Annotated in this window: 14 protein-coding genes and 1 pseudogene; 3 read left to right on the top strand and 12 right to left on the bottom strand. The window is 67.7% G+C overall.

Translation table 11 applies throughout. The features are described 5' to 3' along the window. Positions 1–15 precede the first annotated feature (15 nt). The 8 genes from OH809_RS19955 to OH809_RS19920 form a co-directional block, all read right to left on the bottom strand. Positions 16–1566: an SCO6880 family protein gene (locus tag OH809_RS19955; protein WP_406421135.1), complete on the bottom strand. Its 1551-nt coding sequence runs from the start codon at positions 1564–1566 to the stop codon at positions 16–18. Beyond that, complete coding sequence (locus OH809_RS19950) at positions 1563–2948, bottom strand: hypothetical protein (RefSeq protein WP_406421136.1); 1386 nt, start codon at positions 2946–2948, stop codon at positions 1563–1565. The genes OH809_RS19955 and OH809_RS19950 overlap by 4 nt, the downstream gene beginning before the upstream one ends. Next, a complete protein-coding gene (locus tag OH809_RS19945) occupies positions 2938–3816 on the bottom strand; it encodes a hypothetical protein (RefSeq protein WP_406421137.1) in 879 nt (292 codons plus the stop codon). The genes OH809_RS19950 and OH809_RS19945 overlap by 11 nt, the downstream gene beginning before the upstream one ends. A 189-nt stretch (positions 3817–4005) precedes the next feature. Beyond that, the gene (locus OH809_RS19940; RefSeq protein WP_037695745.1) at positions 4006–4320 is read right to left on the bottom strand and encodes a hypothetical protein; all 315 of its coding nucleotides are present in this window, start codon (positions 4318–4320) and stop codon (positions 4006–4008) included. A gap of 304 nt (positions 4321–4624) precedes the next feature. Beyond that, positions 4625–5281 carry a DUF402 domain-containing protein gene (locus tag OH809_RS19935; protein WP_406515419.1) on the bottom strand — a complete coding sequence of 219 codons (657 nt, stop codon included), beginning with the start codon at positions 5279–5281 and terminating at the stop codon, positions 4625–4627. Positions 5282–5452: 171 nt separating this feature from the next. After that, entirely contained in the window at positions 5453–5704 is a 252-nt protein-coding gene (locus OH809_RS19930) for a DUF397 domain-containing protein (RefSeq protein ID WP_406421139.1), read from the bottom strand. Beyond that, on the bottom strand, positions 5697–5885 hold the full coding sequence (locus OH809_RS19925; protein ID WP_406515418.1) for a DUF397 domain-containing protein: 189 nt from the start codon (positions 5883–5885) through the stop codon (positions 5697–5699). The genes OH809_RS19930 and OH809_RS19925 overlap by 8 nt, the downstream gene beginning before the upstream one ends. An 11-nt stretch (positions 5886–5896) precedes the next feature. Then, complete coding sequence (locus tag OH809_RS19920; RefSeq protein WP_406515417.1) at positions 5897–6748, bottom strand: helix-turn-helix domain-containing protein; 852 nt, start codon at positions 6746–6748, stop codon at positions 5897–5899. A 213-nt stretch (positions 6749–6961) separates the two neighbouring features. On the opposite strand from OH809_RS19920, the gene OH809_RS19915 reads away from it, so the two are divergent. After that, the gene (locus OH809_RS19915) at positions 6962–7438 is read left to right on the top strand and encodes an ATP-binding protein (RefSeq protein ID WP_406421142.1); all 477 of its coding nucleotides are present in this window, start codon (positions 6962–6964) and stop codon (positions 7436–7438) included. 13 nt (positions 7439–7451) lie between these two features. Here OH809_RS19915 and OH809_RS19910 read toward each other — a convergent pair. From OH809_RS19910 to OH809_RS19895, 4 genes and pseudogenes are all read right to left on the bottom strand, one after another. Beyond that, positions 7452–7766, bottom strand: a pseudogene (locus OH809_RS19910) (GNAT family N-acetyltransferase); the annotation flags it as partial. A 259-nt stretch (positions 7767–8025) separates the two neighbouring features. Next, the gene (locus OH809_RS19905) at positions 8026–9090 is read right to left on the bottom strand and encodes a type III polyketide synthase (RefSeq protein ID WP_406515416.1); all 1065 of its coding nucleotides are present in this window, start codon (positions 9088–9090) and stop codon (positions 8026–8028) included. A gap of 925 nt (positions 9091–10015) precedes the next feature. Next, the gene (locus OH809_RS19900) at positions 10016–11221 is read right to left on the bottom strand and encodes a cytochrome P450 (protein ID WP_406421144.1); all 1206 of its coding nucleotides are present in this window, start codon (positions 11219–11221) and stop codon (positions 10016–10018) included. 277 nt (positions 11222–11498) lie between these two features. Continuing rightward, on the bottom strand, positions 11499–12515 hold the full coding sequence (locus tag OH809_RS19895) for a DUF1259 domain-containing protein (protein ID WP_406515415.1): 1017 nt from the start codon (positions 12513–12515) through the stop codon (positions 11499–11501). Positions 12516–12956: 441 nt separating this feature from the next. Between OH809_RS19895 and OH809_RS19890 the strand changes: the two genes are divergently transcribed. Together OH809_RS19890 and OH809_RS19885 are read left to right on the top strand one after the other, a co-directional pair. Then, the gene (locus OH809_RS19890; protein WP_406421146.1) at positions 12957–13361 is read left to right on the top strand and encodes a hypothetical protein; all 405 of its coding nucleotides are present in this window, start codon (positions 12957–12959) and stop codon (positions 13359–13361) included. After that, complete coding sequence (locus OH809_RS19885; RefSeq protein ID WP_406515414.1) at positions 13358–15148, top strand: alpha/beta hydrolase; 1791 nt, start codon at positions 13358–13360, stop codon at positions 15146–15148. Before OH809_RS19890 ends, OH809_RS19885 begins: the two co-directional genes overlap by 4 nt. Positions 15149–15177: the final 29 nt, after the last annotated feature.

The raw sequence follows: 15177 nt of genomic DNA, 5'->3' as shown, positions 1-15177 counted from the left end.
TGACTGCCCTCTCGGTTAGCGACGGATGCCGGTGGCGAACGGCAGGGTGTTCACAAAGGCGCGATGGTGCTCGCGGTCGCACCACTCCAGCTTCAGATACGACTTGCCGGCCGAGGCCCGGATCGTCCGCTTGTCACGGGCGAGGGACTCGGGTGATCGCGACGACACGGTGATGTACCCCACGAGGTTCACTCCGGCCGCGCCGCTCGCGAGATCTTCACCCCGCTGGTCGAGCCTGCCGTGGGCGGCGATGTCGCGCGGGTCGACGGTCCGGTTCATCTTGGCCTGACGGCTCGCCTCGGCCTCGTCGTTCGTCTTCTCCGTGAGCATCCGCTCGATGGCGATCTCGGTCGGTTCGAGGTCCATGCAGACCGCGACCGTACGGATGACGTCCGGGGTGTGGACGAGCAGCGGGGCGAGGAAGTTGACGCCGACGGGCGTCATCGGCCATTCCTTCACCCACGCCGTGGCGTGGCACCAGGGCGCGCGCGTCGTCGACTCGCGGGTCTTGGCCTGCAGGTACGTCGGCTCGACCGCGTCCAGTTCGGCGGGCCAGGCGTTGCGCTTCGTCATCGCCTGGATGTGGTCGATGGGGTGGTCGGGGTCGTACATCGAGTGCACGAGGGAGGCGAGCCGGCTCTGGCCGAGCGGCTGGCGCACCCGGATGTCGGCCTCGGCGAGACGGGCGCAGATGTCGGTCAGTTCGCGCGCCATGACGACGGCGAGCCCCGCGTCCCGGTCGAGCTTGCGGCCTGCCTGGGGACGGGCGGCGCGGGCCATGACGTTCGCCTCGGCGGCCAGCTCGCGGTTGAAGTGCATGCACGCGACGAGGTAGGCGCGGTGCTGCTCGCTGGAGGTGGAGACCATCGACTGGAGCTGGTCGTACGACTCCTGCAGCCAGCCCGGGGCCGTCTTGTCGCCGCGCTGGGCGACGTCCTTCGCATGCGCGTCGGGGTCGGCGGGCAGGGTGCGGGCCAGCATCTGAATACGGGTCACGAAGCCGTCGCCGTTGGCCACATGCTTCAGCAGTGTGCCGAACCGGTCGACCAGCGCCTCCTGATCCTCGCTGTCGCGGAGTCCGACACCGGGACCCTCGATCTCGATCGCCGCGGTGACGGTGCGGCGGTCGGCGTGCAGCAGTACGGCGATCTCGTCCGGGCCGAAGGGGGCGGCGAGCCAGTTGATCCGGCCGATGCCCGGGGGCGGTCCGATCTCGACCTCACGGCCGTCGCCCCGTACGCCCGCTTCCATGGCGGTGGAACGGTAGGTGGCGCCGCGGCGCACGGACCGCTTGAAGCTGCGGTTGATTTCGAACCATTTGTAGAAGGTGCGGTGCTTGTACGGGACGTACACGATCGCCAGCGCCAGCAGCGGGAAGCCCGTGAGCAGCACGATCCGCAGGGACAGGACGGGGACGATCAGCCCGCTCATCATGCCGAGGAACGCGCCGACGATGATCAGCGCGATCTCGCCGGTCTCACGGTTCTTGCCGACGATCGCGTTCGGCCGGGCCCGGCCGATGAGATACGTACGGCGGGGCGCGACCGGATGGGACTGGGTCGTCAACGCCCTCCACCTCCTGTGCTGTTGTTACCTGAACTGCCTGTACCGCCGCTCCGGCCGGTGCGGCTGCTGTGGGGGGTGCCGGAGGTGGGTCCCGATCCGCTGCGGGGCGGAGGTGCGGCGGAGGGGACAGATCCGCCGCCGACCCCGCTCCCGCCGGTGTTGCGGGAGCTGTGCGCGGCCACACCTCCGCTGACCGGGTTGGCGGGCCTGCCGCCGCTGTTGCCGCCGCCCTGTCCGCCGTTGTCGCCGCCGCTCCGGCTGCTGTGGGTCTTGATGCCCTGGGAGACGAGGGCGGCGGGGGAGCTGATCAGGGCTGCGGCCTGGGCGCCGTCGGTGGCCTGCTTGCGGTTGGTACGGGCACCCTGGATCTCGTCGCCGAAGCCGGGGACGAAGCGGTAGATCATCGCCGAGGCGAAGATCGCCAGGAGGATGATGGCGAGCCCGGAGACGACGGCGGAGGACGCGTTCGGTCCACCGTCGGAGGAGAGCGCGCCGGCCAGCCCGAGCACGATGACGATGACCGGCTTCACCATGATCACCGCGATCATGATGCCCGCCCAGCGGCGGACATGGCCCCACATGTTCTTGTCGACGAGCCCCGAGTAGACGACGACGCCGAGCAGCGCGCCGACGTAGAGCAGGGCGGCCCGGATCACGAGCTCCAGCCAGAGCACGCCCGCGGCGAGGATCGACACGAGCGAGACGACGATCAGCATGATTGGCCCGCCGCCGATGTCGGAACCCTTGCTCAGCGCCTCGGCGAACGAACCGAAGAAGACATCGGTCTGCCCGCCGGAGGACGACGCGATGACGTCCGTGACCCCGTCGGTCGCCGAGACGACCGTGTAGAGGATGAGCGGCGTGAACGCGGACGCGAGGACGGTCAGCCAGAGGAACCCGACAGCCTCGGAGATCGCGGTGGCCACCGGAACGCCACGGATGGCGCGCTTGGCGACGGCGAGCAGCCAGAGGACGAGCGTGAGGACGGTGGAGGCGGCGAAGATGACCGCGTACTGCTGGAGGAACTTGGGGTTGGTGAAGTCGACGTTCGCGGTGCCCTTGACTGCCTCGCTGAGCTTGCCGACGATCCAGGCCGCGGCGTCGGCGCAGCCGCGGGCGAGGGAGGAGAGGGGGTCGAGGGCGTTGGCGGCGTCGTCGGGGGAGATGGTTTTGGGGTTGCCTGCGTCGCCGTTTTCGCAGTAGCTCCTGGCCGGGCCTCGGATCAGATCGCAAGCGTTGTTGCTCTTGCTCGGCGACGGACTGGGCGACGGACTGGGTGATGGCGCAGCGGACGCGCGGCTTGCCAGCAGCACGGCAGCGACCTGCAGGCTTGACGTCGCTGCTGCCAGCGAGAAGGCACGGCGAGATCGTTTACCGGGCATACGTGAACCCTCCGAACTGTTCCACGGCGTCGGCCATCTCCTGGGCGGGGGAGGCAGCCTGGTCACGGCCCACCGGGACGGGGCCGTCCTTCTGCGTGAAATCCGTGACCTTCCAGTCCCCGTTGATCCACGCCAATTCGAAGGTGTTGGTGAACCAGCTCTCGGACACAGGGTTCTTGGAGCCTTCACCAGCCAGTCCGAACAGAGCGGAGTACCAAACGGCGACGCTTGCGGTATTGCCGCCGAACTTCTCGACTTTGGTGCCGACAGGGTTGGAGCGCGAGATGAACGTCATGCCGCTCGGGGCAGTGCCGTCAGCGTTCAGTCCGATGCTGGTGAGGAATGCCTCGCCGGAATACACCTTGTCCAGGTCGCCCTGACGGGCAGCGGCGACGTCAGGCGCGTACACAGCGTTCACGATCTGGCGGCGAGCGTTCGCCTCGAACATCTCGGCAGAGCCGAGCGCCACCGAGTAGTTCGCCGCCGCACTCTGCGCACCCTGCTCATCGTTCGCGAACCCCGACGCGATCGAGCCGTTCTTCCCCGTCACCGGCTTCGTGCCCGTCGCCGCCGTGGGCGCGGAGCCCGCCTTGTCGCCGCCGTTCCCTTCCGGCGCCCCGCCGTCGTTCCCGCCCCCGCCCATGTTCGCGAACGCGATAGCCGCGATAAGCAGGACGACCACGCCGACCACCGTGATCAGGGACCGTGAACTGCGGGCCGGCCGACGGGATCCGTCGTAGCCGTCGCCGCCCTCGCCGTCGGGGAATCGTGTACGGGTCTGGCGCGTTCCGCCGATGGTGCTGTATCCATCATCCGTACGGCCTGAACCCGAGTCGCTGCCGTAGCCGTGGTCGTCGCCGAGACTCATGCTGCGTAGGCCCCCTCAACCGTGTGCGATTCCGCGTAGTACGACGGTAGCCGTGCTGGTTCCCGCGCGGGCGCGGTGTGGTGACTCGACATCAGGGAGACGCAACCTCTGCCGTTGGGCACGACGGACGGATGGGGTGGAAGGGGAACGGGGGCAGCGGCAGCCTTCCCCGGGCAGGCTGACGGAGGGTTAGATGGCCATCCCGTAGACGATGGTGAACAGCGTTCCCAGTGATCCAATGATGAACACACCAGTCAGACCGGCAACGATCAGACCCTTGCCCTGTTCTGCGCTGAACGTGTCGCGCAACGCCGTCGCGCCGATGCGCTGCTTGGCTGCTCCCCAGATGGCGATGCCGAAGCAGAGCAGGATGGCAACAGCCATGACGACCTCGATCATCACCTTGGCTTCGTTGCCCAGGGCTCCGAACGGCCCCCACTTGGGAGCGATGCCGTTGATGATGGTGCTGATACCGCCCTTATCAGTGTCAGCTGCCAGGACCATGTAAGTCACCGCCCCTGTTGGGTAGTTCACTGCCCCTTGCCACATGGCATGGGTCACTCCCTATCTTCGCTGATGAATGCCCCCCGGTACGACGACTTGGCGCCTCTCTTTCATGGGATCTCGCACGTTTGACCGGTCCGACCGCCCTGACCTGCGGATCGAATCGGTGTGTGACCACATGCATATGGTTACTCTGTGTATCACGGAGAGTGACTCTGGGCAATCATTATCATCTCGCCACCCTGGCCGAAGCCCGCCTTCGGTCCCTCCTCGCACTCATCGGGGCAGGCAGGTTGAGGGCCAGTCAGAGGACGGAGCGGCGGGGGCCCGGCGGGCGGGGCAGTGTCGTCCAGGTCTTCGGTGGCCGGAAGTCGCACCAGGAGCCGTCAAAGGGAAAGGTTCCGGCCTCGGCCAGCCGCGCGACCTTGGTGCCCTCGGCACGGATGGCGGCCGCTTCATCGGCCGACCAGTAGACGGGGTGGCCGGTCTTCTCGGCGAAGGACTCCTCGTCCTTCCACTGCCAGGACCGGTCCGGTGCGACGTTGATGTCGAGCTCATGGTCGGCGATGTCGATGTCGTCGCCGTGGTGGACGCGGCGCTCCAGATTCACGTACCAACCGCGGAACTTTCCCCTGCGACCGAAGAGCCACAGAACGGAATGCGCGGCGTCGGTGGGCTGATAGAAGAGGGCGCTGCCCATCGGCCACCGGTCGGGGACCACCGGATATCCGGTGGCAGGTCGGTCGTCCGGGGCGATGTCGCGGAGGTGTGCGCCTCCCGGGAGCTCCGTGCGCCACATGGGTGCGCCTGTCTCCATCCATACCAGCTGGCCCTCGTCCGTGCGGTCGACGAGGCGTACGGGCACCGAGGCACTCAAGTGGCCGCCGATGAAGAAGTTCCAGTGCAGAATCCGGCCCGGTACGTCGTCCGTGGTGTCGATCAAGCGCGCGAGACGGTTCATGGATCCATCCTTGCTGCCGGAGCCCGATGGTGGTGATGTGTTCTGTTTTGCCCGGACAGGAGCAAGTTCAATGCGCGGAGGGGGGCGTGGCGTAGCGAATGCCTTTCGGTAGGACGAGCCGAACAGTTTGGAGCAGGCCGGCTCGCCGTCCGACAGGCAGGAGCCGCGCGGTCACGCCGGGGTGATCGGGCCCTCGCCGGCCGGCTCGGCGAAGTGGTCGAACTCGCCGGCCACGACGCCCTTGGTGAAGGCCTCCCATTTCGTCCGGGTGGTCGTGACGATGTTGGACGGGTCGCTGGTCTCGCGAAGGCGGACGAGCCCGTCCGGACCGAAGGCGATCTCGATCCAGGGCCCGGGGCCGTCCTCCCCCTCAGGAGCGGCGCGGACCCAGGTGAGGTCGGTGGGTATGTGTTGCTCAGCCATGGGTGGTTCCGGCCTTGACGCTTCGGAGAAGGGCGGCCCAGGCGGTGGGGGTGGTGCGGAGTATGGCTCCGGTGGGGTCGCTGCTCTCGGTGACGTTGACCGTGTTGTCGTGCGCGGCGACGTGTACGCAGGACTCGCCCTGTCCGCAGTACGACGACTTCTGCCACTGGTACGGGGGCATGTTGCGCTCCTTCACAGGTCGGTGACCAGACTGTGGATGAAGTCCCGGGACTTGTCCGGTGTCAGTGCTACCGCTTCCATGCGGGCCAGCAGAAGGCGGTAGGCCTCCAACTCCGACTCGGCATCCACCAGGGCGGGACCGTGTGACTGGTCCAGTGAGACGGTGTCGAGGCGCGGTGCCGATCCATGTACGTAAAGGATTGTCTGTCCGGATCCGGGATAGGCGCCGATGGAGAAGGGGATCACCTGGACCGTGATGTGCTCACGCTCGCTCTGTTCCAGCAGGTGGCGGAGTTGGCCCTTGGCGACGGTCGTGCCGCCTACCGGTACGCGGAGCGCTGCCTCGTGGATGACCGCCTGGTACGGAGGGGGAGACGGGCGGTCGAGGACGGCCTGGCGCTGGAGCCGGTGGCTTACGCGGTGCTCGATGTCCGAGCGGGAGAACTCCGGCACGACCTGCCGAAAGATCTCGCGGGCATGGTCCGTGGTCTGGAGGAGGCCCGGAATGTGCGACGTGTTTGCGGATTCCAACCCGGTTGCGTGGTGCTCCAGTTCGGCGATGTCCAGCAAAGGGGTGGGCAACACCTCGCGGAACGTCTCCCACCAGCCGGTCGTGCGCTCCCCTGCGAGGTCGAGCAGCCCCTCGATATAGGTGGCGTCCGAGCAGCGATAGTTGCGAGCCATGGCACGCAGCCGCTCCGCACTGACGCCGAAACGGCTCGCCTCGATGTTGCTGAGCTGGGCCTGGCTGATGCCGAGCAGGCGCGCGCCTTCAGTGGCGGTGAGCCCAGCCCGGTCCCGCAACCTGCGCAGCTCGGTCCCGAGGCGAAGCCGTCGCACGCTGGGAGTGCCTCTGAGCGCCATGCGTCAACTCTCCTTGCCGGACACAGGGGTGGTGCCGTCACTCACACGAGTGCTTCTCTCAAGCGATTGTCGATCAGGCAAATATTTTATGCGGCGAGCCGCTAGCTTGAGATGCAGGCCACTCGCCCGGAAGTACCCCGCTCGACGGAGCGGCCTCGTCACCGGGCAACCAGATGCGCGAGATCCAACGTCCCTCCGTGATCGGAGACTTCCATGGTCCTGGCCACCGTAACGCCGCCCTGGGCGTACACCCTCCAACTCCCGCAAGATCCCCGCGCTCCGGGCATCGCCCGAGCCACCCTCCGCTCCGTACTCCGTGTGCACGGCATGGGCGATCTCATCGACACCGCCGAGCTGTTGGCGAGCGAGCTCGTCACCAACGCGTACCGGTACTCCTCGGGGCCGTACTCACTCCGGCTGCGCGACGCCGGGCGGCACCGGATCAGGCTCAGCGTCTGGGACACCAACCCGGACATCCCGCCACCGTTCCAGGGCGGTGGGAAGGCGCCGGCGTCGCTTGCCGAGTGCGGTCGGGGGCTGCATCTCGTCACCCTGTGGGCCGACAGCTGGGGCGCGTACCCCCTGCGCGGCGGGCTGCCGGGGCACGGCGGGAAGCTGCTCTGGGTGGAGTGCGCGTGGAGACGGGAAGAGGACCTGCTGGGCCGCGTCTCACCGGGAGAACCGTCCTGAGTCATCGCGTCCCTCACGGGGCGGAGCCGTCAAGGACCTCCCCCAGATACCGTACGAATCGAAGGTCCGGGCGGCCGCTGAGCCGGACCTCGCCGGTGGGTATGAATCCGGTCCGGGCCAGTACGGCTCGTGACCCGGCGTTGTCGAGGGTCGTGACGGCCCGCAGTGCTGTCAGACCGTACTCCGCGGCGGCACGGGCGCAGATCTCACGGACGGCGGCCGTAGCCAGTCCTTGTCCGGCGCTCTTCTCGGCGATCCGGTATCCGAGCTCGGCCGAACCGTCCGCCACATCGACCAGGTTGACCCGCCCGAGCACCGCACCGCTCGAACGCAAGAAGGGCCCGGGCATGGTCGAGACGAAGGCGCCGCAGTTCAGCCATCCGGCGATGATGGTGAGCTGAATGCGCGACGGCAGTTGAGTATCTGCGCGCGAGATCTGCCGTGGGCCGGGAGCCGGGGCGCGCACCTCATGGGACCGGCCCCGGTCCTCAAGCTGCGGAGGGCGCTTGAGGTCCGGGGCCGGGTTTGGTGGGGTTGCGGGCTTCCCGGTCAGGTTGCCCGGCGCGCACACCGTGCTGTGGTGCGGCTCAGCCCACTGTCTCGGGCTCCGAGGTCCAGGTTCCCAGGGAGATCTCGGCGGTGATGCCCGGCCCGAAGCCGGCCATGATGCCGCGCTGGCCGTGGAGGGTCGACGCCTCGTCGAACATGCGGGCCAGGGCGTCGAGTACCACCGCGCTGGCGATGTTGCCGTACTCGGTGAGCGTGGCCCGGCTGAAGCGGAACGCTTCGGGCGGCACGTCGAGGAAGCGGCTCAGGTCGTCCAGGATGCGCGGACCGCCGGCGTGGATGATGTAGAAGTCCAGCTTGCTGGCGTTCCACTGGTGCTGTTCCGCGAGGGCGCTCAGGGCTGGGGCGAGTGGCTCCATGGTTCCGGGCACGCGCTTGTCGAGCTGGAAGTGGAAGCCCGTGGACCGGACCGCGTAGGAGATCCATTCCTCGGTGTCCGGGATGATGTACGACCCGTTGCGTTCCAGACGGACTCCGGTGCCGCCCTGGCCCCGGACCACGGCGGCGGCGATCCCGTCGCCGAACAAGCCGTTGGACAGCAGGGACCCCACACCCAGGTCGGTGGGCTGGTAGCACAGCGAGCAGAACTCGCAAGCGATGACGAGCACGTTGCGGTCGGGGTACGCCGTGCAGAAGTCGTGGGCCCGGTTGACGGCTGCGCCGCCCGCTGCACACCCGAGTTGGGCGATCGGCATCTGCCGTGTCTCCGGCCGGAAGCCCATCTTGTTGATGAGCCACGCGGTCGGCGGAGGCATCATGAAGCCGGTGCAGGAGACGTAGATGATCAAGTCGATCTGCGACGGCTCGAGTTCCGCCTGGTCCAGTGCCTGGCGGACAACAGCCGGGACGCGGGCCTTGGTCTGCGCCTCGTAGATTTCGCTGCGCGCATCGAACCCCGGGTGTTGCAGCACCTTGTCGATCGGCTGGATCAGATGCCGTTTCTGGACCCCGGTGTGTTCGATCAGACGGAGGACCAGACCGAGCTGCGGATGGTCGCCGTGCAGTCGTTGTGCCAGTTCGAGGGTTTCGTCGTTGGTGATGACGTACTCGGGAACTGCGATTGCGGGCTTGCAGAGTACCGCCATGGATCTCCTCCTAGCGGACGATGAACCACACGGCCGAGCCCTGACCGGATGTGGGGGCAGGTGTCGGCCGACGGTAGCCACTGCGGCACCGTGCGTGGAGCGGCGCGGGACAGACCTTTTGGCTGCGGCGCCGAATTCCATGCCCCTGCGGATGGGCATGGATGGGCCGATCGACGAATGCGCCGAATTCTCACCGTGTGGGCAGATGAATTTCGGCCGCACCTTGATCGGCCCTGGAAATCACGCTACGGCAGGCGGATGAGGGGCGCACGTCGGACGGAACGCGCTGTCCGGGAGCCCCGGAATCTTCCGGGTTTCCGCCCTTCGAGGGCCGATGCGGCACTTGTTTGTCGTTGGCCACGGCCGGGCGGACCACCCGTGCCCGGCACTGCCCAGCGCGTGCACGACCGGCCCGCCGAGGGGCCGCCCCACGGCGGGAGACGCACCGCTGCGGGGCGGCGGTCACCCATCCCGCGGACCGGTGATCGCCGGTCGGAGCGGGCCGCCCTCCCTGATCGCGTGCCGCGGTTGCACGAAGAGCCTGATGTCTTGCTGGGGTTCACAGCTGCTGGGCAAGCACATCGTTTTGGTGAACGTGGACACGATTGGGTGAACGGTGTGACGAGCTGCGGGTACCCCCGGCGGGGTGTGCGTAGCGTTCTCGGTGCGATCTGGGACGCCGGGTGTGGCGTCAGCAGTCGGGGCCCCCGTGTCACCAGCGAGATGGTTCGGGGCCTCCCCGTCGCCTCTGGCCACACCCATATGGCCAGGTCGTAGGGATTCCGCCCGCCCGGGACGGAGCGCATACGGGATATGCGTCGCCGACCGGGACGCGAAAGCGGAGGACCAGTGCGCCCAAGACCGTTCGGGGCGTACCGGTGAGCCGGGACTCACTCCTGCTCACTGCCCAGGAACGGTAGCGACGTCACCAGGCGACGGGCAGTGCCAGCGGATAACGCCAGATCGATGTCTTGTTCCAGGCCACTTCTCCGGCCGGCTTTGCCAGCCGGAGGTCAGGGAAGCGTTTCAGGAGGGTTCCGAGTGCGACTTCGAGCTCCGTGGCGGCGAGCGGGGCGCCGAGACAGTGGTGGCCACCCCAGCCGAAGGTCATGTGGGACGGACCGGTGCGTTCCAGGTCCAGCTCGTCAGGCCGGTCGAACTTCCGGCCGTCCCGGTTGGCCGTCAGGTAGGAGACGTGCACGATGTCTCCCGCTCGGATCTTCACCCCGCTCAGTACCACGTCCTCGGTGGCGACGCGGGGAATGCCGACGCCCTTGCGGAAGGGGATGAAGCGCAGCAGTTCCTCGATGGCCTGCGGGAGCATCTCGGGGCGGGCGCGCAGCATGGCCAGCTCCTTGGGACGCGTGAGCAGGGTGTATGCGATGTTCCCGATCTCGTACGTGGTGGTGTCCTGGCCGGTGATGAGCAGGACCATGGCCATGACGGTCAGTTCTTGATCGTTGAGGAGCTCGTCCCCGTCGCGGGCGGCGGCCAGCGCGCTGATCAGGTCGTCGCCCGGGTTCTCGCGCCGGTGCGCCGTCAGCTCCGCGAAGTAGGCGCGGAGATCGGCCTTGGCGCGTACCGCGTTGTCCCGGTTGTCGATGCCGACGTCCATCATGGTGCGCGCGTGGGCGCGCAGTTGAGCGTGGTCGCCCTCGGGAATGTCGAGGACCTCGCAAATGGTGGTCAGGGGCAGGGGGGCCGCGAGGTGCTCGAAGAGGTCGGCGGGAGAACCGTGCTCCTCCATCCGGTCCAGCAGCTCATCCACGACATGCTGGGTACGGACCCGCATGCGCTCCATGTGGCGCGGCGCGAAACCCTTGGAGATCAGGCTGCGCAGGCGACTGCTGGCCGGTGGGTCCATCACATTGATCGCCTCGTCCTGAACGATGGGTTCAGGGGTCATCCGCGGGAAGTTCCGGCCGATGATGGCGCTGCGGCTGAATCGCCGGTCGGTGGTCACCGTGCGTACGTCGTCGTAGCCGGTGACGAGCCATGCTTCCCCGTCGCCGTGGGGCAGTTGGATGCGGGCAACGGGTTCGTCGTTCTGCAGTTGCTTGAGCAGCGGATCGAATTCGAGGGCCTCGGCATAGTCGAATGGACAGTTCCGCGGCGTGGAGGCTGGTTCCATACGGGGCTCCAGATATCGGATCTGACGGATGGTTCGGTACCTACTGGGATGAACGGGTCATAAGTACCCGATCATCTTCCGGGGCACGCACCGCTCCGGGGCAATTGGTCCATTGGAATTGACCGTCCCGGTGATGCGGAGGGTTCTGGCCCGTGGCAGGGGCGGGGCATGCCGGCGCCGCGTACACACGCCTGCGAAACGTGCCGCGTCGGCGCCGAAGATGCCCAGGGGCCCGGGAGCGGGTACCCGGGAGCAACCCGCTCCCCACCCCTCTTTCTCAGCCGGTCGGCACGACGTTGGTGGCATCCACCGCGGGGCGCAGTCCCCGGGCGAGCTCGACGGCGTCGCCCACGGCCCAGAAATGGGTGAAGAACAGGCGGGGGTTTTCCGTCAAGTGGTGGTTGTGCAGCTCGACGAGCTTGATCCCGCCGCGCCGCAGAGCGCCCAGTACGTTCTGGACCTCCTCGGCGAGCATGGCGCAGTCGCCGCTGAGCGCGGCCCGGCCGCCACCCAGCGGCTGGAAGTTGAACGCGCTGGTCGATCCCAGACCGGGAGGCAGTACCAGATGGCCGTCGCAGATCGTCTCGCGACGGGCGAAAACGATCTTGTAGACCACGCCATCACTGGAGCCCTTGGCGCCCAGCGCAGCTTCGATGCCGGCGATGTCCAGGTCCTTGGGGACCGGCGGGCCGGGCGGTACTGCCGGCGGGGTCCCGGTGAGGTCGAATCCCGCGCGCAGGCCGCGCGCCAGGGCCACCGCGTCGGGGCCGTGTCCGTGGACGTGAGCCCACCAGATGTCGGGTGTCTGGGCCAGCAGGTGCTTGTGGAGCGCGGTCTGTGCGATTCCGTTCGCCTGCCAGGCGTCCGTCACGTGCTGCAGCTCGTCCTCGGTGACCACCACATCGCCCATCACCATCGTGGTGCCGTCGGCGTAACGGACGAAGCCCACGTGCGTGCCCAGCGCGAGCGCAGGTGTGACGGTGACGCCATCGGAGACCACGTAGAGATCCCCGCGGGGGAAGGCGGTGTGGTAGGTCGTTCCCCGCAGCATGTTGCCTCTGCGGCCCAGCGTGTGTGCGACGTCCGCCCAGTCCGCCTCGGTGGTGGTCACCGGCTTGACCCGCCGGTGACTCCGGTCCCCGGGCATCCCGGTCATTCCGGCCGGCACGGGTCGAGCGGCGGCCGCCCCTGCCCCGACTCCGGCCAGCATCGGTGCCAGCGCCGCTGCGGCCAGCACGCGCCGCCGCGACGTAGGCACCTGTGTGTGCGTGTCCTGCTGTCGATCTTCAGCCATCATCTGATCGCCTCCATGACGAGATGAAATCATGTGAAACAACAAGAAAGCGGATGCTTCGTCATAAGCCGGGCCTGGATGGACCAAGCGTGTGCTGCACGCTCCGGCCGACGGGGCGCACGAGCGTCCGAGACACGGCTCGTATCCCGGTGGGCATGTGGGGATACGGCATGGGGCGGTCCTGTCCTGACCGGTGAGGGACAGCAGCCCGCCCGATCGGGAGACGGGGGCTGGCTGGGCGCCGGATACCACAACTGCCCGGCCGGCAACGCCTGATCGCACGCCCTCCGGCCGCCCACCGATCGGGTGAAATCCCGCCGGGGGCGGGGCGGGCGTTCGGCCTTGCAATTCAGGGCCGAACGCCCGCCCCGAGGGCCGACGCGCATGGCGTGTCGGGTGCGCCGTCTTTGGGACAGTGCCGCTCCACGATCAAAGAGCGGGGTGAGCGGCGTGGCCGTGGTGGGCCGGCAGAGGCTGAGCGATCTGGGCGGGGCGGGCGGAGCTGGTGACGGTCCGGGTGGTGGTGGCAGGGATCAGCTGAAGCACAGCGACGGCCCCTGGCTGCGGGCCGCCGGGGGAGCCGAGTCGCTGCACACGCTGCTGGGGCCGGTGAAGACCGAGCTGGAGACCGCGCACGAAGGGGTCGTGACGGGGACCGTCGGACTGGAGGCGCTGGCCGAACTCGGCGCCGTACGCGAGTCGTGGCAGCGGCGGATCGAAGCCGCGCGCTGCGAGTGCGGGAGCCTCGCCGGGAAACTCCGCGCCGTCGTACTGGCCCAGGGCGTCACGGACGAGACCGTGAAGTCGTCCTTCGCAGCGGTCGCGACGCGGACCGGTGGGCAATGACCTCGAAGATCACGTGGGCCCAACTGCGCGACGTGAACTGCGCCGAACTGGAAGGCGCGGCCGACGGATGGGGCCGGGCCAGCAACCTGGCCGACGCCGGCCGGGACCGCATCGACAAGCAGCTGCTGAACGAGTTGCGCGGGACGCAGCAGGGCGAGGCGGCCGACGCGGCCGTAGGGCGGCTGCGACAACTCAGCCAGAACTTCCAGTACGTGTACACGGAGTGCGGTCTGCTCCGCACCACGCTGAACAGCATGGCCCACGAAATCAGGGGCCAGCAAAGGGCGTTGCAGGAAGCGCTGGACGACGCGGAAGCCCTGAAGTTCACCGTGCACCCGGACGGGTCGGTGACCTACCCGGAGGCCGGCGAGGGGCTGATCGACGACAAGCCGATGCCGGGCGGGACGGCGACCGGGGGAGGAGTACCGGGGCTGCTGCCGCCCTCGGGGCTCGTCGCCCCCAACCCGAACGTGGCCAAGGCGCAGGACATCGCCGACCGGGTGGTCAAGGCCCTGCGGACAGCGGCCGACATCGACTGGCGGTACACGCGGATCCTGCGGAAGCTGAAGGCCGAGGAGGGCCTGAAGGTCCCCGACTCGACGTGGACGGACGCGGCGACAGACGCGGCAGCGGTACGGAACGCGGCCGGCGCCTACCTGAACGAAGCCATCCCGCACAACGCGAGCCCGGCCGAACGCAAGGCGTGGTGGGCCGGGCTGACGCAGGAGCAGCGGGAGGAGTACCTCGCGGTGTACCCGGACCAGATCGGCAACCTGGACGGAATCCCGGCGGTCGTACGGGACGCCGCCAACCGGGACAACCTGCAACTGCTCATCGGGAAGCTGGAAGGGCAGGAGGGGGACAAGGCGGAGACGCAGTTGGCGGGGTTGCGGGAGATTGACCGGCAGCTGCACGACGGGCGGAAGCCGCCGATGTTCCTGCTCGGGATTGGGGATGAGGGGAATGGGCGGGCGATTGTCTCTTACGGGAATCCGGATACGGCTCGGAATGTGTCGGCTTATGTGCCGGGGCTGAATACGTCACTGGATGAGGAATTTACTAAGGCGGACCTTAAGCGTGCTCGTGACACTGCTATGGGTACCTTGAATCACGCCCCATCCAGTGCGGCGATCGTGTGGCTCGGCTACGACGCACCACAGACGCCTGATGGGTTGAGGAGTCTGGCGGTAATGGGTGACGAGAGGGCCGAGAGGGGTGGGAGCGCGTTTAACGGATTCATGAGTGGATTGGTGGCTACCAACGATAATGAGAACCCGCACCTGACGGCAATTGGGCACTCGTACGGATCGCGCACTGTCGGTGCTGCCACGCAGCAGGGTGGCGGGATTCCCGGAGTGGACGACATCGTCTTGGTTGGTAGTCCCGGGGTCGGCGTGGATCACGCCGAGGATCTGGGGGTGGGAAAGGACCACGTCTTCGTTGGGGCGGCGGAGCACGACATCGTGACGATGCTCCCGTCAAAGCAGCAGACCGCTTTTGGTGCTGTCGGCCTCGTCGCTGCGGGACCTGTCGCTTCCTACGTTGTTGGAGACCTCGCCGACCAAGGCGACGACGATCTCTGGTTCGGAAAAGACCCGGCGAGCGAAGCATTCGGTGCGAGACGTTTCCCTGTAGATGACGGTCCACGGTTGGTCAACGGTGAGGGGATCTCGATCGATGCACACTCCCAGTACTTCGATCCCCGCAAGGACACTTCGTCTGCCAACAGTATTGCGCTGATCGCTGCTGGGCATTCGCAAAGGGTCAAGGTGGAGAGGTATCGATGAGTCACCGTTTCGTGACCACGACTGTGGCT

Origin of the sequence: Streptomyces sp. NBC_00873, from assembly GCF_045207415.1 — a bacterium.
Taxonomy (GTDB): domain Bacteria; phylum Actinomycetota; class Actinomycetes; order Streptomycetales; family Streptomycetaceae; genus Streptomyces.
This window is presented reverse-complemented; position numbering and strand designations above follow the sequence as displayed.

What these genes read in the sequence shown, in the direction of transcription:
- OH809_RS19950 (WP_406421136.1), bottom strand. Translation starts at nt 2,948, where the DNA reads ATGCCCGGTAAACGATCTCGCCGTGCCTTCTCGCTGGCAGCAGCGACG.
- OH809_RS19945 (WP_406421137.1), bottom strand. Translation starts at nt 3,816, where the DNA reads ATGAGTCTCGGCGACGACCACGGCTACGGCAGCGACTCGGGTTCAGGC.
- OH809_RS19940 (WP_037695745.1), bottom strand. Translation starts at nt 4,320, where the DNA reads ATGGTCCTGGCAGCTGACACTGATAAGGGCGGTATCAGCACCATCATC.
- OH809_RS19935 (WP_406515419.1), bottom strand. Translation starts at nt 5,281, where the DNA reads ATGAACCGTCTCGCGCGCTTGATCGACACCACGGACGACGTACCGGGC.
- OH809_RS19930 (WP_406421139.1), bottom strand. Translation starts at nt 5,704, where the DNA reads ATGGCTGAGCAACACATACCCACCGACCTCACCTGGGTCCGCGCCGCT.
- OH809_RS19925 (WP_406515418.1), bottom strand. Translation starts at nt 5,885, where the DNA reads ATGCCCCCGTACCAGTGGCAGAAGTCGTCGTACTGCGGACAGGGCGAG.
- OH809_RS19920 (WP_406515417.1), bottom strand. Translation starts at nt 6,748, where the DNA reads ATGGCGCTCAGAGGCACTCCCAGCGTGCGACGGCTTCGCCTCGGGACC.
- OH809_RS19915 (WP_406421142.1), top strand. Translation starts at nt 6,962, where the DNA reads ATGGTCCTGGCCACCGTAACGCCGCCCTGGGCGTACACCCTCCAACTC.
- OH809_RS19905 (WP_406515416.1), bottom strand. Translation starts at nt 9,090, where the DNA reads ATGGCGGTACTCTGCAAGCCCGCAATCGCAGTTCCCGAGTACGTCATC.
- OH809_RS19900 (WP_406421144.1), bottom strand. Translation starts at nt 11,221, where the DNA reads ATGGAACCAGCCTCCACGCCGCGGAACTGTCCATTCGACTATGCCGAG.
- OH809_RS19895 (WP_406515415.1), bottom strand. Translation starts at nt 12,515, where the DNA reads ATGGCTGAAGATCGACAGCAGGACACGCACACACAGGTGCCTACGTCG.
- OH809_RS19885 (WP_406515414.1), top strand. Translation starts at nt 13,358, where the DNA reads ATGACCTCGAAGATCACGTGGGCCCAACTGCGCGACGTGAACTGCGCC.